Below are 20,602 nucleotides of genomic sequence, written 5' to 3'. Positions count from 1 at the left end.
TCTCAGATCAACGCCTCCACCCCGTAATCTGCCTGGGACTTCAGCTCGGCCGGGCTGGCACTGGACCTAGCCCGAAGACTGATCCCAAAGCTCATATCCACAATAACCTGCGCCAGTTTTTCAATATTCACGTCGGCAGGCAGATCCCCTTCATTCTGGCCCTGCTCCAGCCGCTTCTGGAGGGCTGCATCAGACTGGCCAAGGATTTTGTCATACCGGCGAAGGAAAGTTGGCTCCTCCGACACCTCACTTGGCAAGGTGCAGGCCACGATGCAACCGCCCCGCTCCTCCGTTGTAATCAAGTCAATAAAGGTGTGAAAATAGGCTTTCAGGTCGTCTTTCAGGGAACCACCGGTGAAAAGGGCTGCAAGGTAACTCCCTCCGGCTCGGTTCCAATAGCGTTTCACCGACCCATCATATAGGGCCTGCTTGTTGCCAAAAGCCCCATAAAGGCTTGGCTTATTAAGCCCCGTTGCCGCTGCCAGATCGTCCATGGACGTGCCGCTATAGCCCTTCAGGCGAAAGACCTCCAGCGCTGCATCGAGAACCTTGTCCTCGTCAAATTTTCGGGGCCGGCCGCGACTTCGCGCCTCCCGTTTTGCCGTTTTTGTCATGGCGCCACTCTTTCAGAGAATACAAATTCCGTCAATCAGATCGCCCTAATGCCTGCCCTCTCTGACCATTTATATACTAAATAGTAAAATAAATATTGTCAGCCAATTTATTTTTGTTATAAACGGTACATAAATTATTCAGGAGGAAGACATGAAACTTTACTTTAGCCCCCTTGCCTGTTCCTTGGCGTCCCGCATTGCTTGTCTGGAGGCAGGCCTTGAGGTTGATTATCTTGAAGTGAGCCTTCTAAAAGGCCGTATCACAAAGACAGGCACCCCTTTTTCCGATGTGACCCTGAAACAGAAGGTTCCAGTTCTGGAAACGGATGATGGGGAGCTGCTCACCGAAAGCGCCGCCGTCCTTCAATATATTGCGGATCATGGCAATAATGACAGCCTCGCCCCGGCACCCGGCACACTGGAACGCTACCGCCTGCAGGAACTTCTCAGCTTTGTCGGGACAGAGCTTCATAAGGGTCTTCTCTATCCTCTTTTTCAGGCAGATACCCCAAAAGAAGTGAAAGCCTATGTTCACACAAAGGCACCGATTATTCTGAACCAGCTTGCCCAAATTCTGGAAGGCAAGACCTGGGCGATGGGAGAGACATTCACCCTCGTCGATGGGTATTTGAGCTGGGCACTGTACCTCTGTAACTTCGCCGGATTTGCACTCCCTGACACCATCAAGGAATATGTCGAGCGGCTGAAGACCCGGCCCTCCATCGCCAAATCGATCGCCATTGAAATGCAACTTTGGCAGGTCCAGCAGGATCAACTCGCCAAAGAGAAGGCTTCCGCATGAAGCTTTCAATCCTCATTTACGATGGTGTCACCGCGCTTGATGCCATTGGCGGCTATGAAATCCTCGCACGTCTGCCGGGGATGGAGGTTGAGTTTTTCTCTCAATCGCGGGAGGTTATCGCCGCCGACACGCGAAGCTTGGGCCTTCTGTCCTACCGAAATTTTGAGGAAGTCACCGCGACCGATATCCTCTATATTCCGGGCGGTCCCGGAGGCTATCCCCTGGAAAAAGAAGACAGCTGGCTTCAGAAAATACGGGAGCTGGATGCGACCAGCACCTGGACTATCGGCATCTGCAACGGGGTTGGTTTGCTGGGGGCTGCAGGGCTCTTAAAAGGCAAAGAGGTAACCACCAACTGGTTCTATCAGGACTATCTCAAATCCTATGGTGCCACCTTCAAGAACGCCCGTTACTGGCAGGATGGGAAATATATTACCGGCGCCGGTGTCTCAGCGAGCATTGATACCGGTCTTTTCATGGCAGACCTTCTGGCGGGGGAGAAAGTGGCCAAGACCCTTCAGCTCGGGATCGAATATTATCCGGACCCGCCTTTCCCTGAAAAAGCCCCGGCTGATGCCCCGGACTATGCCAAAACCAGCATCGCAGCTTTTGAAAAAGTCGGCGGGGCTGAACAGCTCAAGCTCAAACCCAACTTTAATCCCCTGAAAGATCTGGAACCCACCTGATCTTTCCCCAAAGGATCGGCACCCCCCGGCCGATCCTTTGTTCGTCAGGGATTTCGAACCACGATATTCTGGCTGGTGATTTCTTCTTGGCAATCGGGACAAGTGAGCGTCGGTGTGATTGTATGGCCGCAGCTTAAATGCTCCACCACCTTGGGCGGGGCCGCCGCTTGAAGATGTTTATCTCCCCACGCCATCATGGTCAGCAGAACCGGGCGCAGCTCTTGGCCCATCTCGGTCAGTTGATAGAGGGACCGCCGTCCATGTTCGGGGTCCGGGATCCGCTCCAGCACCCCTTCCGCAACAAGGCTCTTCAAACGCTCCGACAGCAGGGCGCGGGGCATACCAAGCCGCGCCTCAAACTTGTCAAAGCGGGTCACACCCCGGAAACATTCCCGCAAAATCAAGACCGTCCAGCGCTCCCCAATGATGGAGAGGGTCTTGGCGATGGAACAGGGTTCAGCTTTCAGCTCTTGCCACTTCATAAGCGATCCTTCTTTAACTGGAACTGACAGTCATTATAGCTTGACAGGTTCAAAATATGAACCTAAAACTTAATTAAGTTCAAAAAATGAACTCAAATAAAAAAATAACAAGAACAGGACCTTTAAATGGCAACGCTGGAAACTGACGGCATAAGTCCCGCCCCCTCGGCCCAATCCCTTCGCATGGCGGCAATCCTGAACGGGTCCATTCTGCCCATGCTCCTCAAATTGGCGGCACCAACTATGGTGGGGTTCCTGTTATTGGCGGCCGTCGCCATTGCCGAAATGTGGTATGTGGGACAGCTTGGGACTGACGCCCTCGCCGGATTTTCCGTGATCTTTCCGCTGGTCATGCTGATGAATATGCTCAGCAACGGCTCCATCGGTGGGGTCATCGCAGCTACAACCGCCCGCGCCCTTGGCGCCGGTGACGTTCGGCTTGCCCATCGAATCGTCTGGCATGCGGTTGCCATTGCCATCATTGGCGCGCTTCTTTTTACCTTGATCTCTACCTTCTGGGCCCGGGATATTGCTGCTGCCATTGGCGCCAAGGGGGCCGCCCTTGATCACGCCGAAGCCTACGCCCATACCGCGTTTGGCGGGATTATCTCCCTTTGGTTTTTCAATATTTTCTGCAGTCTCTTGCGCGGAACCGGCGATATGAAAACTCCGGCCGTTGGCATGATTATCACTGCCTTTTTACAAATCACCATAAGCGGTGCGCTGACCCTTGGCTGGTTTGGCTTGCCTGCCCTTGGGGTGGCTGGCGTTGGCCTTGGCCTTGTCATTGCCATGATCGCGGGAACCCTGATCACTGGCCTCAAGATCTGGAATGGCAGCACCGGGATCAGCTTTGCACGCCCTGATATGACGCTGGACAAAACCCTTATTCGGAACCTTCTGCGCGTTGGCGGGTTGGCTGCGATCAATCCTTTTCTCACCATCACCACAGCCGTTCTTCTAACCGCGCTCATCAGCCGCTTTGGTAATGCCGCCATTGCCGGGTTTGGGATTGGGGCTCGGCTTGAATTTATCATGATCCCTGTGGTCTTTGGAATTGGCGCTGCCCTCATCTCCATGATCGGCAGTAATATCGGCGCGGGTCAGATCCACCGGGCAGAGCGGGTTGGCTGGACCGGCGCCATTCTCGCCGCCGTCTCCTGCTCTGTGATCGGTGTTTTTGTCTATCTGTTCCCGGGTTTCTGGACTGCGCTTTATTCAGATAGCGCCACCGTGCTGGAGGCTGCGAACCTTTACCTCACAACAGTTGGCCCCGCCTATTTCTTCTTTGGTCTTGGCCTGTCTCTTTATTTCGCATCGCAAGGAGCGCATGCGGTCATCTGGCCCGTCCTTGCCGGTGTTGGCCGGCTTGTCATCGCGGTTGGGATTGGCGGTTATTTCGTCCGCGATCACGGCATCGATTTCAGCCAGCTCCTTTATTTTGTCTCAGGCTCGCTCTGTTTCTTTGGTGTTGTACCGGCCCTCGCCCTCGCCCTTGGCGCCTGGCGTCACGCCAACCGACACATCTAAGCTTTTTCCTCCTGCCTCTTCCCATTTGGCAGGCCTTAAGTCGCCCGTGCCGCCTCCCCTTGGCCGGGCGACTTTTCTTGTGTTTACAGCAGCCCAAACTCCAGCTTACCCTGATATGCGTGACAGTGGCTAAAAACAGAAACGGGGACGGGTATGAGCAAACTGGACTGGCATGCGGATCGGGGCACACACCCGGATCTGGCGCTCCTGGATCTAGCCCCGGAAAGTGTCGACATCGACCTTGCCGCTGTTCGCCTGTATCGCCTTGGGCGGGTCCGCGCGGAAATGAACAAACGCGATATCGGGGCCGTCATTCTCTCCGACCCCATTAACATTCGCTACGCCACCGGGACCCGCAATATGCAGGTCTTTTCCATGCGCAACGCCCCGGCCCGGTATCTCCTTCTCACGGCGGATAAATCCATCCTGTTTGAATTTACCGGCTGCCTGCATCTGGCTGAAGGGTACGAGACGGTGGATGAAGTTCGCCCCTCCAGCACCGCAAGCTTTGTTGCTGCCGGTGCGGATATCGAAGCGCGGGAAAAAGCCTGGGCGGCAGACATTGGCAACCTGATCGCCGCCCTCGTTGGAAAAGGTGCCCGTGTCGGGCTTGAGCGGCTCAACGCAGGCAGCGCCATCGCCCTTAAAGCCGAAGGGTTCGAGATTGTCGATGCGCAAGAGCCAGTTGAGATGGCCCGCTCCATCAAGTCTGATGAGGAGATAAAATGCGTCATCGCATCTTTACGCGCAACCGAGGCTGCGGTTGCAGATATGCGCGCCGCCATTCGCCCTGGCATCACGGAAAATGAGCTTTGGTCCGTCCTGCATCAATCGGTCATTGCCCGAAACGGCGATTATTGTGAAACCCGGCTCCTCAATTCAGGCCCACGCAGTAATCCGTGGTTTCAGGAAAGCTCGTCCCATGTGATCGGGGAAAATTGCCTGATCCTGCTCGATACCGATGTTGTTGGCTGTCACGGGTATTACTCTGACTTTTCCCGCACCTTCCATTCCGGCCCGGACAAACCAACCGATGACCAACGCACCCTCTACAAAACTGCGCTTGAACAGCTCCATCATAATATGGATATTCTGAAGCCCGGCCTCACCTTTCGGGAATATTCCGACAAAGCTTGGAACATCCCGGAGATATATGAGCCCAACCGCTATTATCTCTCCGCCCATGGCTGCGGCATGACTGGTGAATACCCCTATCTCTATCACCACAGGGATTTTGCCGATGCAGGCTATGACGGGGTGGTTGAGCCGGGCATGACCCTCTGCGTTGAAAGCTATATCGGCGCTACCGGCGGCAGAGAGGGGGTTAAGCTGGAACAGCAACTGCTCATCACCGAAACCGGCACCGAACTCCTCAGCCTCTTCCCGTTTGAGGAAGACTTGATGTAGTAGGCTTTAGCCCCCTCACCACATGGTGCGGAGGCTGTCTTTCTCTTCCATGATCTCAGATCCGACCAGCCGGTCCCAAAGCTCCACTCCGGCATATTGCTCGACCTTGCTTGTCGGCACCTGATAGTAAGTAAAAGGCTGGCCCAAATCCTCGTTCGGCAGGATGAAAGACCACATATGTAGATTGCCGCGCTTATCCTCGGTCAGGATAGATTTGAAGTAGGCATTGGGGATGGGGAGCGTCACGCCGTTATCATCCTCCGCCCCAATAAAATCAACGGGCTGGTCAAAATAGAAGATGGGTCCACAAATTACGTAGGTTTCCAGAATATGTTCAAAGTCGTTGAGGCGGCGAACCTCTGTTTCCAGATTGCGCCAATGCCGGCGGTTAAACTGGGGCTGCTGCGGCGACATGTTGGAGAGCAAAAAGGTCTCGCTATTCTGGATTTCCGTCTCAATCTGGTTCGCGCTGGCGACCAGATGGCCCCGATCATAGCCGGAATGCACATAATCCGCCTTGTCAGCACGAAACATCTGGGGAATGCGGTAATCGGGGCGAAAATTATCTGCCCGCTCCAGCCCGGTGGTATCCGGATCGACAATCTCCAGTGCCCATTTGGCCTGCCGAAAATAGTAGGAATAGCCGAGCACATAATGCCGGTTAAACAGGATCTGGTCGGCGGCTGGCATGCCATAGCGGGTTTCCCGCCGAAGACTGGGTCCGTTATTCATGATGCAGCTCCCCCTCTGACATTCGGATAACCTTTAAGATAATTATAATACTGGATACACCCGCACTGTGAAGCGAAAATGACGGCTCTTAGGCCACAAGCTCTGTCCCCTTCAGCCACCCTTGCCCCGGCAATTTTAGACCCCTATGCTGCTGCGTTCAGTTTGTATTCAGCGAAAGGGAAGTCGCATGCCACTCAGCCTTACCTATAGTTTTCTGATCGCGGCAGTCGCCGCAGAAGTGATCGCCACCCTTTCTCTGGCCCGCTCGGAAAGTTTCTCGCGCCTCTATCCCAGTCTGGTGACAATCATCGGATATGGCATTGCTTTTTACCTCCTGAGCTACCCCTTGCGGGTGATGCCCGCAGGTGTGGTTTATGCAATTTGGTCTGGGCTGGGGATCGTATTAATCGCCTTGATTTCCTGGCTATGGTTTGGGGAGAAACTGGACTTACCTGCCATCGCAGGCCTCAGTCTGATCCTCGCCGGCGTTCTTGTTGTTAATCTCTTTTCAAAGGTGGTTCATTAACGCTCAAGCGTGCGAATGCGTTTCACCAGATCTAAATTCCCATTTTCTGATCGTTTAAGGATGAAAATCTCGCCGGAACTGGGAAAGACACCCGTAAGCGAGGTCATCACAACCTGATGAGTGACAAGGATCAGCGGCTTTTGAAGGGGCTGTTTACTCAACCAGTCCCTTAGATCCTTCATCTGGCCAGCTTCCCGTTCATACCGTCCAAAGAAAGAATTCAGCGGCGGTAGCTCCCTTACATCCCCAAGCTCCATTTCCCAGGCTGTATCCATGCATCGGCACCACTGACTGCTGTATATATCTGCAGATTTCACTCCCGCCTGCCGAAAAAGATCACCAATGGTTTTGGCCTGATCCCGACCTTCCGCGTTCAGGTTTCGCTGGGTCTGACAATCGTTCAGGCTGAAATTTGCTGGGTCACCTGTTCCCGGCGCATAGGCATGTCGGAGCATGACAAAATAGCCAGGCTCCTTGGCTAACGAAAGGTCACTTGCCAGGGTCGCCGCCGGGAACAGGATCAGGGCCACGACCAGACTAAAAACGAAACGCATGTTCGGGCCTCCACTTAGCTGGTATTAGGTTTACGCTCATGCCCCTCACTTGGATCAGAGGTCCGAGAAAGCAAGCGGATGTCCGCCTCGCAAGTTCGCCCTATTGATTGAGTGTCTTGGCCCACCCTTCCGCCCATCGATCCAGAGCGGAAAATTCCTCAACCAGTTCTCGCCCCATTTTGGTCAGGGCATATCCACTATCCGTCAGTTCCACAAACTGCACCTGACGAAGGTCTTTCAGCCGCGTGTTGAGTAACGTCGGCGACACCCCATCACACACCTCCCTGAGGGCTCTAAAGGTCATGGCGCCCGCCTTCAGTTCCCACAAAATGCGAAGCGTCCAGCGCTGCCCAAGCAGATCCAGAAGCGCCATGATCGGACGGCCTGTCGTCGATCCCCGAACCGGATGACCCGGTAATTTTGCCATTACAAACCTCTCTTGACGCTACAAAAAATGTAGCATATATGTCTGTTACACATTTTGTAGCACAAGGATCCCCCAATGAGCAATCCACTTACCCCCCTGACCGCCCCCTTCTCTGCAGAGATTGAAGACATGCTGGCGCCCTACCCGCGGGTTGAGGGATATCTGCTCAGCCTGTTTCGCACTTTTGCCAACAGTAAGCGCTTTTTGAAAAACGGGGTCCCCAACCTGCTCGACAAGGAAAGTCCCCTGCCCCTGCGGATCCGGGAAATCGCTATTCACCGCATTACAGCAAGATACCGCTGCGAATATGAATGGGGCATACACGCCGCTGTCTTTCAACAAGCGGCCGGGTTTTCGGACACTCAGTTGAGGGACCTTTGCCGGGATAAAATCGACCCAGCCCATTGGACCCCAGAAGAATACCGCCTGATCCGGTGCCTGGATACCCTGATTGACCGGGCGGATTTGAGCAAAGCCGAATGGCTCGAATTTACCAGTGACTGGAGCCGGGAGCAGCAACTTGAACTTATCAATCTGGTTGGCGCCTATCACACGGTGAGCATGGTCGCGAATGTGGCCAAACTTCCCAATGAAACCTTCGCCAAACCCTTTCCAGACAGGTTGTCAGCGACTAATAAATAATACTTATTCCACTTTTTTGAGGAAAAGGCTTGAAGCTTTGGGGGTGGGGTCCCACATGAGCCGTCTTGCGTAAGAGTGGGGGTGGCAGCCTCCGGTGATCAGGCGCTGGATCGTGCGGGCGGGAACTTGTATCGGCAAGTACTCAACCGGGGACAGAGGGCTCTAGTGGCAGGAAGCCAAGGAAGACAGGGCCGTTCCAAAAGACCGGTACAACAGATCTGATCCAAAATTCGTCACGTGCAAAATCAACGATAAATAACCTTGTCGCCGGTGATGCACCAGTCGCGTAACCAGTCAGCAGTAGTAACAGAAGTACCGTATCAAGTCACCGCATCATCGGCGATCTTTTTTGAGAGGATCCGTTGATCAATCCGAAATTAGCGCCCTAAAATCATTGAATTATAACAATAAATTCAATCCTGGCGCCCTTAACCCACATAGATATCACGCCCTTGCAGAGCACCCCTCTGGCGAGGCTTTTGGTGCTTGCCACATGCTTCAGGCGGCCTCTTGCACGGCGGGTAAGAATAAGGAGACTTTAGTCCCTTTATTCAGTTCAGACTGGATTTCGACAAATCCGCCAGACTGGGCTGCGAAACCATAAACCATGGAAAGCCCAAGACCCAGGCCCTTGCCAACATCCTTTGTGGTGAAGAACGGCTCGAACGCCTGCTCGCGGATAATCTCATGCATCCCCTTGCCATGGTCCTGCACATCAATCCGCACGTAGTCTTTTTGGGTAGCAGCCATGCCCGGCTCCTGCGCCGGCGCTTCGCGGCGCTCTGCCTGACAATTAATCTCAATACGATTATCATCCAAGCGGGCATCATAGGCATTAGCGATCAGGGCCATCATCGCCTCCTCCAGATGATAACGGTCGACCAAGGCATGAGAGAACTGGTCAGGTATCTCGCAATGGAACTGCAGACCTGACCCATATTTTTGGGAGGCCTTATCAATAATTTCCTGTAGACGCTGTGCCATTTCCTCTGGTTTGGAAAACATTTGCTGCTGTTTTGAAAACGCCAGCAAATGATGAGTGAGAACTGCACTATGCTTCGCGGCGTCCAGAATATGACGGGTTTCAGGGACGCCTGGCCCTAGTCGCTCTGCCAGCAGTTCAGTATTTCCCATAATGACAGCGAGTTTGTTGTTATATTCCTGGGCAATGCCGGCCGTCAGTAACGACAAATCATCCATGCGTTTTTTGGTATCAATATCGGCCTGGAGCTTCAGCTCACTTTCCAGTCGCCGATCATATTCCCGCAGGAACTCGTTGCGCCGCCTCAGTGCATACCAGAAGAACATCACCGAAGCTGCACCACAGACAATCAAGACCTCATCAAGCTCCCAATCTTCATGGGATTCTGAAAACTCAATCCATCTTTCACTGAGGTCAAAGGTGTGGGACAGCGCCAACGCCACAACAATCCCGATAAAACAGATTACCAGATCCAAAAAGCGGCTACTTCTGATATACGGCTGCGACACTAGACTATGTTCCCACGACAGACTTGCGAGGTAAGATATTGGGGAAATTTTCTTTAAAAACCTTTAATCTCTAATACAAAAACATCCCTTTTTGAGGACTGGATTTCTAGCTGTAAACCCTTAGACTGGAGGATATCGCAACAGCCTTATCTGACGCCGGTTTAAAGCGGCCTTGGAAGCAGCCAAACATGTAAGAGGACCCCCATGCTGGATCGCTGGATCAATCTTGAAGCCTATCCGATCACCTCGCCCGATTTTATTCAGGCATGTCGGGAGAAACTGGATGCGGATGGCTCCCTGCTGCTGCCCGGTTTTTTAAAAGACGAGGCCCGCTCAGAAATCATCCGGGAGGCGGAAGCGCAGAGTGATCTGGTCTATTACACGGCCCAGACCCATAACATTTACCTGACCGATCCGGATCCGAACCTGCCAGAGGACCATATCTTCAATCGCCAGCTCAGCTCCACGAAAGGCTGCATCACCACCGACCAGGTGCCCGAAGGCTCCGGCCTTCATGCCTTATATGATAGCCCGGAATTCAAGAAATTTGTGGCTGAAGTTGTGGGCGAAGAAGCAATCTATCCTTATGCCGATCCGCTTGCCGGAATTAACGTGCATTTCGCCGATGAAGGGCGGGAGCTCAACTGGCATTTTGATAACAGCTCTTTTGCCACGACCTTGCTCCTGCAAGCCCCTGAAGGCGGCGGGGAATTTCAATATGTCCGTGACTTGCGCGATGCAGATGCCGGGGAGATGAATTTCGACGGGGTCGAGGCCGTCCTGAATGGGACAACAGCTGTGAGCACCCTGCCCATCGAGGAAGGAACACTGTCCCTCTTTCGAGGCCGCAATTCCCTGCACCGGGTCACCCCGACAGAAGGATCAAAAACCCGGCTGATGGTTGTCCTTGCCTATAACAGCGAGCCGGGTATCGCCCTTTCAGAGCCTGCCCGCATGACGTTCTTTGGACGACTTGGCTGAACACCCCAACTATCGGCTCAGATAAGTTGGGCACAAAAAACCACCCCAACTGTCGGCTCAGACAAGTTGGGAACTCAACAAAAACGTCGGCCCAGATAAGTTGGGCAAAAAAAGACCCGCTGCAAGGGGGAATGCAACGGGCCGAAGCTAGAGACTAAAAGGGAGGTTAGCCGCCCCTAGAAGCGGTACCCAATACCCACACCAAAGATCCACGGATCGATCTTGGCGTCACGGGCATTGATAGCGCCGCCATTTACCTTCACATCGGTTTCCAGGAAAATCTTCTTCACGTCGAAGTTCAGGGACCAGTTGTTATCCAGCTGGTAATCGAAACCCGCCTGCAGGGCATAGCCGAGGCTATCTTCATATTTCACGCTGGTCACAGCCGGATCACCACCCTTATCCTCACCATAGAAGAAGGTGTAGTTCAAACCCGCACCAATGTAGGGGCTAAACGCAGATTTCGGCATGAAGTGATACTGCAGGGTCAAGGTTGGAGGCAGTAGCCATACATCGCCCAGATCCACATCCCGTGAAAGGGAGGTGTCCTTGACCTTCACATTGTGGTTGGCCGTTGCCAAAATCAGCTCCGCCGCAATGTTTTCAGTAAAGAAGTAAGTGAAATCAAGCTCGGGCATATAGGCATCGCCAATATCCACTTGCCCGCCAATCGCATCAGTGCTCCCACCTTCGTTCGGGATCACTGCAATGCCGCGAACCCGCATCAGCAGGTCACCCGCATCCTTCGCCAAAACTGGCTGCGTCAAACTTGTCAGCGCCAGCGCAGTACCGGCCAGCAGGGACAGCATCGTTGCTTTTTTCATTCCACTCTCCTGTTCTGGAATTTGAACGGGATCACCCCGAATTTACCCCTATCTAACAGAGCAACGGACAAATGAAATTGATTGAGGTCAAACGAGGTCGGAAATTATGAAGGCTCACCTCTTTGCTTGCCCGGTGGAGCGCTTTCTGCTTTGCTGGCAGCACAGAGATTAACGGAGGCGGTAAATGGCAAAACTGGTGCGGCGGGGCTGGGTGCCCGAAGGGTCTGAGGATCTGGTTCAGGCTTATGCAACTTCGGTAGAGGCAAGTGCCCCTCACGACATCGGGGATCGGATTGATGCCCTGATCGCGCGCAACAAGGAAATCCACGAAGACGACTGCTTTAACCTCAATCCCGCAACCAATGTGATGAACCCCAAAGCCGAAGCAGCGCTTGCCGCTGGTCTTGGCTCCCGCCCGTCCCTCGGTTATCCCGGTGATAAATATGAGATGGGACTGGAGGCGATTGAAGAGATTGAGGTAATCGCCGCCGAGTTGGCCGCTGAGGTTTTTGACGCGGATTTTGCAGAAATCCGCATCGCCTCCGGCGCGCTTGCCAACCTCTATGCCTTTATGGCGACGTGCAAGCCGGGCGACACTATTATCGTCCCGCCCCCTGCCGTTGGCGGTCACGTCACCCACCATGAAGCAGGGGCTGCCGGGCTTTATGGCCTGACCATCAAAGCTGCCCCGGTGGCGAGCGATGGCTACACGGTGGACGCAGCAAAACTGGAGGAAATGGCGAGGGAAATCAAACCCCGACTGATCACAATCGGGGGCAGCCTCAACCTCACCCCGCACCCGGTGGCGGAAATCCGTAAAATCGCCGATGAAGTAGGGGCAGACCTTTTATTTGATGCGGCTCATCAATGCGGAATAATTGCAGGCGGCGCCTGGCCCAACCCCTTGGCTGAGGGGGCAGATCTGATGACCATGAGCACTTATAAAAGTCTTGGCGGTCCTGCAGGTGGCCTGCTGGTCACCAACCGGGCGGACCTTGCCGAAAAGATTGACCAGATTGCCTTCCCTGGCCTTACCGCCAACTTTGACGCAGCCAAATCCGCAAGCCTTGCCATTAGTCTGCTCGACTGGAAAGTCCATGGTCGGGATTATGCCGCCGCCATGGTCCGAACGGCTCGCGCCCTGGCGGAAAACCTGCAGGCCCTTGGCATTCAGATATTCAAATCGGGCAACGTGATGACCGCGTCCCATCAGTTTGCGGTGCTCGCTGCCCCTTATGGCGGGGGACAGGCAGCCTCCCAGCATCTTCGGAAAGCAGGATTTCTGGCTTGCGGGATTGGTCTGCCCACCACCCCGGTGGAGGGAGACTTGAACGGGCTTCGGATCGGCACCCCGGAACTGGTTCGCTGGGGCATGACCGAGCAAGACATACCCCGCCTTGCAGAATTGATCGCGGCCGCACTGACATCAAATGATCCAGAGAGCCTTGCGACTGAAGTTAAAGCCTATCGAAGCCAGTTCAAGGACCTTCACTTTATTCGCTGAGATCAGGAGCCGAAGCTTTTCCGGATCAGGTGATCGATGGAGAAAACACCAGGCCCTCGGGCCATGATAAAGAGGAGCACTGCCGCCCAGGTGAAATGGTCAGGCCAGCTACCTGGATAGACAAAAATCTGGATGACCAGCGTCATGAAAAGGAGCGCGGCTGCGCTGAAGCGACTGGCAAGACCAATGATTAGTAGCACCGGGAAGAGATGCTCCGCAATGCTGGCGAGATGGGCCGCAAACACTGGATCCAGAAGAGGAAGTGCATATTCATCCTCGAACAGATAAAGAGTGCTGTCCGTCACCGTAAAGCCATCAACCTTTGTCTGGCCGGAGCGAAAGAAGATGCCTGCAATCCCGATCCGGGCAACCACCGAAAGGGCGCTATCGGGGATGGCTTCCGCATATCCAAAAAGACGGTTGATCAAGCCTTTCAGACCTCTGCCATCATTGACTGAAGCTGTTGTCATATCGGTCTGTTCACTCATGGGCATTTCGTCCTTTCATAGACTAAAACAGGGGATTAAGGATGCCGAAACACCCCTTTGAGAAGCAGGCTGCCGAGCGAGCCTTCCAATGAAAAATCCGGTGCTGCTGCCATCGCAGCGACTGCAGCCGCCTCAAAATCAGGGCTTTTGGCGAGCGCCTCCAGAAACGCGAAACTACCCGCATCCAACGCAAATACTTCTGGCATCTGTCCGGATCGAATAATCAGGTAATGATAATCAGCCGGCGCCAGATCAATATCGTCGGGATCAAGCGCCCCAAAGCGGGCCATCTCCCAGATTTTTGCAAGCGGATAGGGAGAGCGGATCAGCCGAACCGTCGGATGTAAAAACAGATCCAGCGGAGCTTCTTCCGTGGCATTCGTGGCGAGCGCGGTTAATTCCTCTGCGCTCAACGAGGCTGCATCCGCCTCATGAAAGGCTTCATTCCAGTGCCACTCAAGGCGCGCAACATCCGCCAGATACGGAAAGGGATTTAGCGCGTCATTTTCTGCCAAATGATCTGCAAAGCCGCAGCCATATTCCGCAAGGATCGCACCGGGAGGCGGCGATGCCTCCACAAAGCGGCGGGTCACATGCTGAAAATAATCCTCCCCAATGAGGGCGAGGATCGCTGGAAAATTGGCCCCAAGCGCATCGCTTAATGAGCTTCGAAAATGGTTCTGGTGAATAGCGAGCAGATCAGTCCCGGCAAATTTACCGCGCCGAATATGCGTGACAGCTGGTTCCGTCTCATAGGCTTCAATCGCATTACCAACCAGGTGCTGCAAGCTTTTCAAACTTTGCTGATCAGGCTGTTGCGGCATGGAACTGCTCCTCTGGCAGGGAAAGGGTGTCCAGATAGGCTTGCGCTTTTGTGGCTTCAGCGACCAACACATCAAGGGTCGGGACATTTGTGTCCCACTCGATCAGGCTGGGCAGCTCGCCGGTTTGCCGCAAAACTGTTAGATAAAGTTCCCAAACTTCAGGTTTGACGGGTGATCCGTGATCATCAATCCGCAAAATCTCGCCGTTCACTTCCCGAACGTGATGCCCGGCCAGATGCACTTCCTGAATGTTGCTAAACTCAAGGGCGTCCAGATACGCGGTCACTTCAAATTCAAGGTTGGAGGAGCTGACAAAAACATTGTTCACATCAAAAAGAAGCCCACAGCCGCTTCGCTTGCAAAGAGCGTTTAAAAACTCAGGCTCACTCATGTCAGTCGTTTCAAACCCAAGGTAGGCCGCCGGATTTTCAATCAGGATCTGCCGGCCCAGGGTATCCTGCACCTCACCCACATGGGCGCAAACAACGTCGAGGGCTTCCGCTGTCATGGGAAGGGCCAGAAGATCATTGTAAAAAGCCCCGCCCCGGCCACACCAGGCCAGATGTTCGGAGACCAGACCTGGCTCGATCCGATCCACTAGGGTCTTAAGGCGTTTCAAATGATCTTTGGATAAAGGGTCTGCCCCACCAAGGGACATGCCAACCCCATGCACGGAGATGGGATAGGACTGGCGGATCTGCTCCAGTGACCAAAGGGCAGGACCACCCCGGCTCATGAAGTTTTCCGCATGAATTTCAAACCAGGCGACATCCGGCCGGGTTTCAATAATTTCGGCAATATGGTCAAATTTGAGGCCGATCCCGGCCTTGGCCGGGATCGGTGCGTTCGCGAAGTCTAGAGGTGAAATCTGTTGAACCATGAGATTTTCCTTCCCGAACAAAAAGCGGAGGTCTTAGCCTTTTTTCATTGGCTCCAAGCTGCCACCGGCCAGCTTTTCACAAAGACCTTTTGGAACCGCAACGAAAGCATCTTTCTGATGGTCAACTTTTGAAGTTCCGGCGCAGGAAGAAGTCGCTGTTGCGCAGTCATTTTTGCCAGCAGCAGCAACGCCGTAACATTTTTCTTTATCGCCAGCAGCGGCCGCAGGACCTGCAGACAGAGCCATTACAGTGCCCATAGCAGCGGCAGCCATCAAAACGTGTTTCGCAGAAATCTTAGAAGTCATTTTTCATTCTCCAAGTCATTGGTTTTGGTTAAGGCCGGTATCGACCTTCCACAACTTGAAGATGCGCCTTTCCGCTCGCGATTTGAAATATCAGTTAGCTATAGAATCCATACCTGTCACGCATGGCGATTTCAGATATGGTGAAGCCGATTGAAAACCGCTTTGCCCCGTAGGACTTTCCCTCAATGTCCAGTTTTGAAGAAATCAGCTGCATTACCGCTCCGCTCCCGGAAAAACTATCCCGGTATGAGCAGGTCCTGGCGGGGCGTGCACCAAATCTGGCAAGCTTGTATGCGGATCTGATCCAGCGACTTGAGCAAACAAATGCAGGGGCCGATGCCCCCATGACAGGCGATAACCTGCCTGATTTTTTGCTGCCCGACCAAAATGGGCGACTGATGAGCCTTGAGAAACTGACCGCATCTGGTCCACTAGTTCTTAGTTTTAACCGCGGCCATTGGTGTTCATTTTGTCGGCTAGAATTGCTGGCCTATCAGGCAGCCTATCCCCGAATTCGGGAACTTGGCGCCAATGTCATCTCCATCCTGCCGGAAACCGCCGCCTACAGTCGGCGATTGGCGGAAGATCTGGACCTTCCCTTTCCGTTGTTGAGCGATATGGATAATGCTTATGCTCTCTCCCTCGGCTTAATGATCCCCATTGGAGAGATGCTGAAAGAGGCTATGCTCGCTTGCGGGACCAATCTGGCCAATAGTCAAAAAAATGCAGGCTGGTTTGTGCCGATCCCGGCAACATATGTGATCGATAGAAATGGCAAGGTGATCGTCGCCGATGTAGACCCGGATTTTCGTAAACGGCTGGATGTTGAGAGAGTCATTACGGCTCTTGAACGTCAGGCGTCATAATCGGCTGGCCACTCAGCCGCCCGCATCATGCGAATAAAGGTCGCTGCCGCGGGCGAATATTGACGCCCCGCCACCGCAAATAACGAAACCGTCCGCACAAGACCCGGCTCATCCAGCGCGATAGAAACCGTTTTGTCCGAATGCTGCATGCTGCTGGGTGCAATCCCAACCCCAAGTGCGCCTTCGACAAAGGCACAGAAATCGGAAGGATCCGACAATTCATGAATATGGCTCAAGGAAATATTGCAGCCCTCAAGCCGCCCCGCCAACAGCTTGAAATGCTCACAAAGGGCATTACTGACCAGTTGTTCCCCCTCCAGATCCTTCAGGCAGACTTTCTTGGCTGTTGAGACCGGATGATTGGGACTGGCCAATAGGCGAAAGGCTTCGGTAAACAACTGCCATTGATCAACCCGCTCCCATTTGGTTTCTTCTGTCGCGGTAATGCAAAGCTCCAGTTCACCCTCTTCCAACTGTTGCATCAGGCTATCCGCGCAGCCGCGCACCATTTTCAGCTTAAGACCCGGCATGGCGCGGGAAAGCTCCCGAAGCTTTGGCATTATCATATCAATATCGATGGAGGCAGACATCCCAAGCTTTAGCGGCGCAACCTCGCCGCTGCCATAGCATTGCGCATGATGTTTCGCAGCCTCTGCACTTTCCAGACTTTTCTTGAGAAACGGCAGCATGGACCGGCCCAGCTCCGTGAGGTGAGTGCGTGCCCGCTCCCGCCGGAAGAGAACCCCGCCAAGTTCTTCTTCGAGTTTTTGAACCGCCCGCGTAAGGGACGGCTGGGAAACATGGCACTGCTCCGCCGCCCTTGTAAAATTAAGGGTTTCGGATAATGCCAGAAAATACTTAATCTGATAAAGTTCCATGGTCAGCCATTGCCCCGCCTCAAAACCATGGATTAAATATAACCGGACACCCCTCTAACCACCAGTGGCCGGGCGTTCACCAGTTGTCATATATTTGTGAACAGCGGTGAGGTGCCGTTTTTGGGATCAGTCCCCAACCTTCTTTACAAACTGGGATTTCAGGCCCATCGACCCAATCCCAGGGATCTTGCAATCGATGTCATGATCACCGTCAACCAGTCGGATGTTTTTGACCTTTGTGCCGACTTTCACCACCGAAGAGGATCCCTTCACCTTCAGGTCCTTGATCACCGTTACCGTGTCGCCATCTTTCAGTTCAGCCCCGTTGGCATCGCGCACCACCGGCTCATCCGACGCGCCAGCAGATCCAGCGGCCCATTCATGAGCGCATTCAGGACAAATCAGCAACCCGCCATCCTCATAAACATAAGGGGAATTGCAGTTTGGACAGGGAGGAAACTCGCTCATGGATCATGCCTTTCAAGGGAACAGGCGTTCTTCTTAAGCCGCCGCCGCCGGACCCGCAAGAGATTTTCCCGCCAAACCTTTGAGAAGTCCTTTATTCAGTTGCCGTCCAATTCAGAACAGTGTAGCAAATCAAGGGATTAGAGGGGGACGCTGCATGGAACTGCCACCAGAAGGCTCGAACATAATCGTTGATCATCACAATGGGTTGGACCAGATTACCCTGCCCATGAACTCCAAAGGGCCTGCCCAGTATTTTGTGATGCTTTTCCTGCTGTTTTGGCTCGGCGGCTGGGCCGTTGGCTTTAAGAGTGCCTGGGACCAGATCGCAGAAGGCAGCGGTGGCTTTTTCCTTATTTTCTGGCTGGGAGGTTGGAGCGTTGGGGGCCTTTTGGTTGTCTGGATGCTGTTTCAGGGATTGCGCCCATCAAAACCGGAAAAACTTCTGCTGAACAAACCCAACCTTGGCTATGACAGCGGTTTCCAGTCGGGAAAATTCGGTCGGCAAGGTCGAAGCTCCAAGGCGCGGATCCAGTCCCTGATCCGACGCCGGAAAATCTATAATTTTGATAAGCCAGAGATCAAAACCCTTATGCTGCGCGATCAGGACCATCCAAGCCGCCTGACCATTGATCATGGCAAAGACCGAATTGAAATTGGGAAAAGCCTGACGGAAGTGGAGCGGGAATGGCTCTATCGGCAACTGAAGCGCGCCTATCATCTGAACTTCTAGTCCATTAGCCTCTTCTAAGACCTACACAAGAGGATTAAGTCTTTCGCTCAGTTGCGAAAAACCCACCCTCGTTTATACTGACGCCAAGGCAGGATCACTGCCCTGGTCTGAGTTGAGTACCCAAGTTATGTCTGATGAAGAACGCAAGCTGATCAAGTGGGAATATGGCAAGTGTGCGCTAGACGCCAATCCCGCTGATTTCGGCCCTTTTCAATCCATAGTTTCCTTATGGCAATCAAAACGCAAAGGGAATGAGCTACCCTTGCGCCGGGATTTTGAGTTTTCTGATTTCAGAGGTTTATGGGGGCGAGTTGCCATCGTCAATCTGGAGCGGGATCCCTTTAATGTGCGGTTTACCCTGTGGGGGACCAAACTGGCCGAATGGTGGGGCGTTGATTACACCGGCAAGTTACTTGGCGAAAAAGCCATAAATCCTGAAGCCTGGAAAACGGTTGAAGGACGCTATTTTGTCGAAATGTCCGAGCGCCCGTTCATCGGCCTGATCCAGGGCCACTTGGATCAGTATAAACGCTCCCACCGGCGGGTTGTGGGCGTGGATTTACCACTGAGTGACGGCAAGCAAGTCTCTCAAGTCTTCCTCATTCACATGGAGTTGCCAGAGGGGCAGTGCTTTGAGGATCTGTTTCCAAACGCCCCGATCGATCAGTTCTTCTAAACGCCGGCTTGTGCCAGCTCACCCTAGATCCCGGATCATGGCAGTTGCCGTTGCCTTGGCAATCAGGGTGTCATCCTGATAGAGCTCCCCTTCCAGATAACAAATTTGCCGTCCGCGGGAGATAACACGCCCCTTCCCTTCCAGCCGTCCCTGCTTGGCAGCCCTGATAAACTGGGTTTTTAGCTCCAGCGTGGGGGCAAACTGGGTCGGGGGAAGTGAAAAGACCAGCGCCGGCCCCATGGTGTCGTCCAGCATAGCGGAAATGAACCCGCCCTGAATGTTGCCTGCTGGATTGGTAAAGGTTTCTCGACCCTCAAACGCCACATGGATCTCAAGTCGATCCGGGCAATAGTCGATGAGCTCAAAACCCAGCGTTTTGGCGCATTCCGGGGGCGGCATCTTGCCCGACTTGATCAAGTCATAAATAATCATCCGATCTGATTTCCTTGTGCTTAGAGACGGTCCTGGATCGCGGTCCAGAACCCTGCAGGATCCACCACAAAAGGATAGTGCCCGCCGCCCGGCAGAAGGGTTACCGGATAGCCAAGGCTTTCCATGCCTGCGGGAGTTGCAACCGGATCCTTGTCCCCACAAAGGAAATGAACCGGGCATCTGGCCAAAGCTGCCAGACCCGCAAAATCAAGGGGCGTGACCCCGTTTGTTTTCGGATCGGACGCTAACCGGTAAGCGCTTCCCTGAAGCGTAATCCCAACCTTGGCGCTCTCACTTGTCGGCTCCACCAGCCCAAAAAGACCCGCTACCTTTAAGTAGCGATCGATTGCCGCCTCTTCCGTATCAAAGAGCTTGGGCGCTTGTGCCGCCAGATGCGCAGCGCGGGCGAAATCCTCCTCCGGCCAGTTGGTTTTGATACCAACAGCCGTGCAGGAGCGGATGGTCAATCCATAAAGACCGGAAGCCAGTGCCAGCGCGACAACACCGCCAAGCGAATGTCCGAGCAAGGCGATCTCCCGATCTGCCGGGATCAGGGCGGCAATATCCGCAGCATAATCGCCAACTGAGTAACGCCCGGGATGACCTGATCGACCATGCCCCCGCATATCAACTGACATCCAGCCACCGGACCAGTTTGCGGAGACCTCATTAATCAGATTATCCCAAACGGTGGCATTGGCCCCAAGCCCGTGGATAAGGACCAATAAAGGCCCCGTATCGGCCCCGCCTTTCGCTGTCCAGATATTGCTTGTTCCTGTCATTTTTACCCCCGCTTTCTTTTTTCCCATAATCCGCACCAGTGGGCAGAATTGTCAAGAAACAAGCGGAGAC

General features: G+C 53.7%; 26 protein-coding genes. 11 read left to right on the top strand and 15 right to left on the bottom strand.

Features of this window, described 5'->3' with window-relative positions; translation table 11 throughout:
• Positions 1-2: 2 nt before the first annotated feature.
• Positions 3-614 carry a TetR/AcrR family transcriptional regulator gene (locus tag HH301_RS07920; RefSeq protein WP_169568247.1) on the bottom strand — a complete coding sequence of 204 codons (612 nt, stop codon included), beginning with the start codon at positions 612-614 and terminating at the stop codon, positions 3-5.
• Positions 615-765: 151 nt separating this feature from the next.
• On the opposite strand from HH301_RS07920, the gene HH301_RS07915 reads away from it, so the two are divergent.
• Together HH301_RS07915 and HH301_RS07910 are read left to right on the top strand one after the other, a co-directional pair.
• A complete protein-coding gene (locus HH301_RS07915; protein ID WP_169568245.1) occupies positions 766-1,416 on the top strand; it encodes a glutathione S-transferase N-terminal domain-containing protein in 651 nt (216 codons plus the stop codon).
• The gene (locus tag HH301_RS07910; RefSeq protein WP_169568243.1) at positions 1,413-2,102 is read left to right on the top strand and encodes a DJ-1/PfpI family protein; all 690 of its coding nucleotides are present in this window, start codon (positions 1,413-1,415) and stop codon (positions 2,100-2,102) included. The genes HH301_RS07915 and HH301_RS07910 overlap by 4 nt, the downstream gene beginning before the upstream one ends.
• A gap of 44 nt (positions 2,103-2,146) precedes the next feature.
• Here the strand turns inward: HH301_RS07910 and HH301_RS07905 are convergent, their stop codons facing one another.
• Positions 2,147-2,584 carry a winged helix-turn-helix transcriptional regulator gene (locus HH301_RS07905; protein WP_169568242.1) on the bottom strand — a complete coding sequence of 146 codons (438 nt, stop codon included), beginning with the start codon at positions 2,582-2,584 and terminating at the stop codon, positions 2,147-2,149.
• 126 nt (positions 2,585-2,710) lie between these two features.
• Between HH301_RS07905 and HH301_RS07900 the strand changes: the two genes are divergently transcribed.
• The gene (locus tag HH301_RS07900; protein ID WP_169568240.1) at positions 2,711-4,114 is read left to right on the top strand and encodes an MATE family efflux transporter; all 1,404 of its coding nucleotides are present in this window, start codon (positions 2,711-2,713) and stop codon (positions 4,112-4,114) included.
• A 153-nt stretch (positions 4,115-4,267) separates the two neighbouring features.
• On the top strand, positions 4,268-5,521 hold the full coding sequence (locus tag HH301_RS07895) for a M24 family metallopeptidase (RefSeq protein ID WP_169568239.1): 1,254 nt from the start codon (positions 4,268-4,270) through the stop codon (positions 5,519-5,521).
• Between the two features lie 15 nt (positions 5,522-5,536).
• Here the strand turns inward: HH301_RS07895 and HH301_RS07890 are convergent, their stop codons facing one another.
• The gene (locus HH301_RS07890) at positions 5,537-6,253 is read right to left on the bottom strand and encodes a DNA/RNA non-specific endonuclease (protein WP_169568237.1); all 717 of its coding nucleotides are present in this window, start codon (positions 6,251-6,253) and stop codon (positions 5,537-5,539) included.
• A 187-nt stretch (positions 6,254-6,440) separates the two neighbouring features.
• On the opposite strand from HH301_RS07890, the gene HH301_RS07885 reads away from it, so the two are divergent.
• Entirely contained in the window at positions 6,441-6,779 is a 339-nt protein-coding gene (locus tag HH301_RS07885) for a DMT family transporter (RefSeq protein WP_169568235.1), read from the top strand.
• Here the strand turns inward: HH301_RS07885 and HH301_RS07880 are convergent.
• Both HH301_RS07880 and HH301_RS07875 read right to left on the bottom strand, forming a co-directional pair.
• Positions 6,776-7,333 carry a histidine phosphatase family protein gene (locus tag HH301_RS07880; protein ID WP_169568233.1) on the bottom strand — a complete coding sequence of 186 codons (558 nt, stop codon included), beginning with the start codon at positions 7,331-7,333 and terminating at the stop codon, positions 6,776-6,778. The two genes, HH301_RS07885 and HH301_RS07880, sit on opposite strands and share 4 nt — an antisense overlap.
• Positions 7,334-7,433: 100 nt before the next feature.
• On the bottom strand, positions 7,434-7,760 hold the full coding sequence (locus tag HH301_RS07875) for a winged helix-turn-helix transcriptional regulator (protein ID WP_169568231.1): 327 nt from the start codon (positions 7,758-7,760) through the stop codon (positions 7,434-7,436).
• A 75-nt stretch (positions 7,761-7,835) separates the two neighbouring features.
• Between HH301_RS07875 and HH301_RS07870 the strand changes: the two genes are divergently transcribed.
• On the top strand, positions 7,836-8,402 hold the full coding sequence (locus HH301_RS07870; protein WP_169568229.1) for a carboxymuconolactone decarboxylase family protein: 567 nt from the start codon (positions 7,836-7,838) through the stop codon (positions 8,400-8,402).
• 498 nt (positions 8,403-8,900) lie between these two features.
• On the opposite strand, the gene HH301_RS17885 is transcribed toward HH301_RS07870, so the two are convergent.
• Positions 8,901-9,893: an ATP-binding protein gene (locus HH301_RS17885; protein WP_169568227.1), complete on the bottom strand. Its 993-nt coding sequence runs from the start codon at positions 9,891-9,893 to the stop codon at positions 8,901-8,903.
• A gap of 204 nt (positions 9,894-10,097) precedes the next feature.
• On the opposite strand from HH301_RS17885, the gene HH301_RS07860 reads away from it, so the two are divergent.
• On the top strand, positions 10,098-10,874 hold the full coding sequence (locus tag HH301_RS07860; protein WP_169568225.1) for a HalD/BesD family halogenase: 777 nt from the start codon (positions 10,098-10,100) through the stop codon (positions 10,872-10,874).
• Between the two features lie 176 nt (positions 10,875-11,050).
• On the opposite strand, the gene HH301_RS07855 is transcribed toward HH301_RS07860, so the two are convergent.
• The gene (locus HH301_RS07855; RefSeq protein WP_169568223.1) at positions 11,051-11,698 is read right to left on the bottom strand and encodes an OmpW/AlkL family protein; all 648 of its coding nucleotides are present in this window, start codon (positions 11,696-11,698) and stop codon (positions 11,051-11,053) included.
• 184 nt (positions 11,699-11,882) lie between these two features.
• Between HH301_RS07855 and HH301_RS07850 the strand changes: the two genes are divergently transcribed.
• Complete coding sequence (locus HH301_RS07850) at positions 11,883-13,202, top strand: serine hydroxymethyltransferase (protein ID WP_169568221.1); 1,320 nt, start codon at positions 11,883-11,885, stop codon at positions 13,200-13,202.
• A gap of 2 nt (positions 13,203-13,204) precedes the next feature.
• Here HH301_RS07850 and HH301_RS07845 read toward each other — a convergent pair whose 3' ends face one another.
• The 4 genes from HH301_RS07845 to HH301_RS07830 are packed head-to-tail and all read right to left on the bottom strand — an operon-like array spanning position 13,205 to position 15,667.
• Positions 13,205-13,690 carry a DoxX family protein gene (locus HH301_RS07845; protein WP_169568219.1) on the bottom strand — a complete coding sequence of 162 codons (486 nt, stop codon included), beginning with the start codon at positions 13,688-13,690 and terminating at the stop codon, positions 13,205-13,207.
• Positions 13,691-13,725: 35 nt separating this feature from the next.
• The gene (locus HH301_RS07840; protein WP_169568217.1) at positions 13,726-14,514 is read right to left on the bottom strand and encodes an HvfC/BufC N-terminal domain-containing protein; all 789 of its coding nucleotides are present in this window, start codon (positions 14,512-14,514) and stop codon (positions 13,726-13,728) included.
• Positions 14,498-15,394, bottom strand: coding sequence for an MNIO family bufferin maturase (gene bufB / locus HH301_RS07835; RefSeq protein WP_169568215.1), 897 nt, complete (start codon positions 15,392-15,394; stop codon positions 14,498-14,500). Before bufB ends, HH301_RS07840 begins: the two co-directional genes overlap by 17 nt.
• A 33-nt stretch (positions 15,395-15,427) precedes the next feature.
• Positions 15,428-15,667, bottom strand: a complete 240-nt coding sequence (locus tag HH301_RS07830) for a BufA1 family periplasmic bufferin-type metallophore (protein ID WP_420821182.1) — start codon at positions 15,665-15,667, stop codon at positions 15,428-15,430.
• 218 nt (positions 15,668-15,885) lie between these two features.
• Between HH301_RS07830 and HH301_RS07825 the strand changes: the two genes are divergently transcribed.
• On the top strand, positions 15,886-16,566 hold the full coding sequence (locus tag HH301_RS07825) for a peroxiredoxin-like family protein (protein WP_169568211.1): 681 nt from the start codon (positions 15,886-15,888) through the stop codon (positions 16,564-16,566).
• Here HH301_RS07825 and HH301_RS07820 read toward each other — a convergent pair.
• Positions 16,554-17,444 carry a LysR family transcriptional regulator gene (locus tag HH301_RS07820; protein WP_169568209.1) on the bottom strand — a complete coding sequence of 297 codons (891 nt, stop codon included), beginning with the start codon at positions 17,442-17,444 and terminating at the stop codon, positions 16,554-16,556. The genes HH301_RS07825 and HH301_RS07820 overlap by 13 nt on opposite strands.
• A 126-nt stretch (positions 17,445-17,570) precedes the next feature.
• A complete protein-coding gene (locus HH301_RS07815) occupies positions 17,571-17,912 on the bottom strand; it encodes a zinc ribbon domain-containing protein YjdM (protein ID WP_169568207.1) in 342 nt (113 codons plus the stop codon).
• Positions 17,913-18,066: 154 nt separating this feature from the next.
• Between HH301_RS07815 and HH301_RS07810 the strand changes: the two genes are divergently transcribed.
• Together HH301_RS07810 and HH301_RS07805 are read left to right on the top strand one after the other, a co-directional pair.
• Positions 18,067-18,642, top strand: coding sequence for a hypothetical protein (locus HH301_RS07810; protein ID WP_169568205.1), 576 nt, complete (start codon positions 18,067-18,069; stop codon positions 18,640-18,642).
• A gap of 127 nt (positions 18,643-18,769) precedes the next feature.
• Positions 18,770-19,318, top strand: coding sequence for a PAS domain-containing protein (locus HH301_RS07805; RefSeq protein ID WP_169568203.1), 549 nt, complete (start codon positions 18,770-18,772; stop codon positions 19,316-19,318).
• A gap of 18 nt (positions 19,319-19,336) precedes the next feature.
• Here the strand turns inward: HH301_RS07805 and HH301_RS07800 are convergent, their stop codons facing one another.
• Both HH301_RS07800 and HH301_RS07795 read right to left on the bottom strand, forming a co-directional pair.
• Positions 19,337-19,750: a PaaI family thioesterase gene (locus HH301_RS07800; RefSeq protein ID WP_169568201.1), complete on the bottom strand. Its 414-nt coding sequence runs from the start codon at positions 19,748-19,750 to the stop codon at positions 19,337-19,339.
• Positions 19,751-19,770: 20 nt separating this feature from the next.
• Positions 19,771-20,532, bottom strand: coding sequence for an alpha/beta fold hydrolase (locus tag HH301_RS07795; RefSeq protein WP_169568200.1), 762 nt, complete (start codon positions 20,530-20,532; stop codon positions 19,771-19,773).
• Positions 20,533-20,602: the final 70 nt, after the last annotated feature.

The sequence above is a fragment of the Sneathiella limimaris genome (assembly GCF_012932565.1).
GTDB lineage: Bacteria > Pseudomonadota > Alphaproteobacteria > Sneathiellales > Sneathiellaceae > Sneathiella > Sneathiella limimaris.
This window is presented reverse-complemented; position numbering and strand designations above follow the sequence as displayed.

Coding starts and splice junctions, on each gene's coding strand:
- HH301_RS07890 (WP_169568237.1), bottom strand. CDS start 6,253: ATGAATAACGGACCCAGTCTTCGGCGGGAAACCCGCTATGGCATGCCA.
- HH301_RS07795 (WP_169568200.1), bottom strand. CDS start 20,532: ATGACAGGAACAAGCAATATCTGGACAGCGAAAGGCGGGGCCGATACG.
- HH301_RS07855 (WP_169568223.1), bottom strand. CDS start 11,698: ATGAAAAAAGCAACGATGCTGTCCCTGCTGGCCGGTACTGCGCTGGCG.
- HH301_RS07870 (WP_169568229.1), top strand. CDS start 7,836: ATGAGCAATCCACTTACCCCCCTGACCGCCCCCTTCTCTGCAGAGATT.
- HH301_RS07825 (WP_169568211.1), top strand. CDS start 15,886: ATGTCCAGTTTTGAAGAAATCAGCTGCATTACCGCTCCGCTCCCGGAA.
- HH301_RS07880 (WP_169568233.1), bottom strand. CDS start 7,333: ATGCGTTTCGTTTTTAGTCTGGTCGTGGCCCTGATCCTGTTCCCGGCG.
- HH301_RS07915 (WP_169568245.1), top strand. CDS start 766: ATGAAACTTTACTTTAGCCCCCTTGCCTGTTCCTTGGCGTCCCGCATT.
- HH301_RS07905 (WP_169568242.1), bottom strand. CDS start 2,584: ATGAAGTGGCAAGAGCTGAAAGCTGAACCCTGTTCCATCGCCAAGACC.
- HH301_RS07815 (WP_169568207.1), bottom strand. CDS start 17,912: ATGAGCGAGTTTCCTCCCTGTCCAAACTGCAATTCCCCTTATGTTTAT.
- HH301_RS07830 (WP_420821182.1), bottom strand. CDS start 15,667: ATGGCTGCCGCTGCTATGGGCACTGTAATGGCTCTGTCTGCAGGTCCT.
- HH301_RS07920 (WP_169568247.1), bottom strand. CDS start 614: ATGACAAAAACGGCAAAACGGGAGGCGCGAAGTCGCGGCCGGCCCCGA.
- HH301_RS07845 (WP_169568219.1), bottom strand. CDS start 13,690: ATGAGTGAACAGACCGATATGACAACAGCTTCAGTCAATGATGGCAGA.
- bufB (WP_169568215.1), bottom strand. CDS start 15,394: ATGGTTCAACAGATTTCACCTCTAGACTTCGCGAACGCACCGATCCCG.
- HH301_RS07900 (WP_169568240.1), top strand. CDS start 2,711: ATGGCAACGCTGGAAACTGACGGCATAAGTCCCGCCCCCTCGGCCCAA.
- HH301_RS07910 (WP_169568243.1), top strand. CDS start 1,413: ATGAAGCTTTCAATCCTCATTTACGATGGTGTCACCGCGCTTGATGCC.
- HH301_RS07850 (WP_169568221.1), top strand. CDS start 11,883: ATGGCAAAACTGGTGCGGCGGGGCTGGGTGCCCGAAGGGTCTGAGGAT.
- HH301_RS07805 (WP_169568203.1), top strand. CDS start 18,770: ATGTCTGATGAAGAACGCAAGCTGATCAAGTGGGAATATGGCAAGTGT.
- HH301_RS07885 (WP_169568235.1), top strand. CDS start 6,441: ATGCCACTCAGCCTTACCTATAGTTTTCTGATCGCGGCAGTCGCCGCA.
- HH301_RS07800 (WP_169568201.1), bottom strand. CDS start 19,750: ATGATTATTTATGACTTGATCAAGTCGGGCAAGATGCCGCCCCCGGAA.
- HH301_RS07820 (WP_169568209.1), bottom strand. CDS start 17,444: ATGGAACTTTATCAGATTAAGTATTTTCTGGCATTATCCGAAACCCTT.
- HH301_RS07895 (WP_169568239.1), top strand. CDS start 4,268: ATGAGCAAACTGGACTGGCATGCGGATCGGGGCACACACCCGGATCTG.
- HH301_RS07860 (WP_169568225.1), top strand. CDS start 10,098: ATGCTGGATCGCTGGATCAATCTTGAAGCCTATCCGATCACCTCGCCC.
- HH301_RS07875 (WP_169568231.1), bottom strand. CDS start 7,760: ATGGCAAAATTACCGGGTCATCCGGTTCGGGGATCGACGACAGGCCGT.
- HH301_RS07810 (WP_169568205.1), top strand. CDS start 18,067: ATGGAACTGCCACCAGAAGGCTCGAACATAATCGTTGATCATCACAAT.
- HH301_RS07840 (WP_169568217.1), bottom strand. CDS start 14,514: ATGCCGCAACAGCCTGATCAGCAAAGTTTGAAAAGCTTGCAGCACCTG.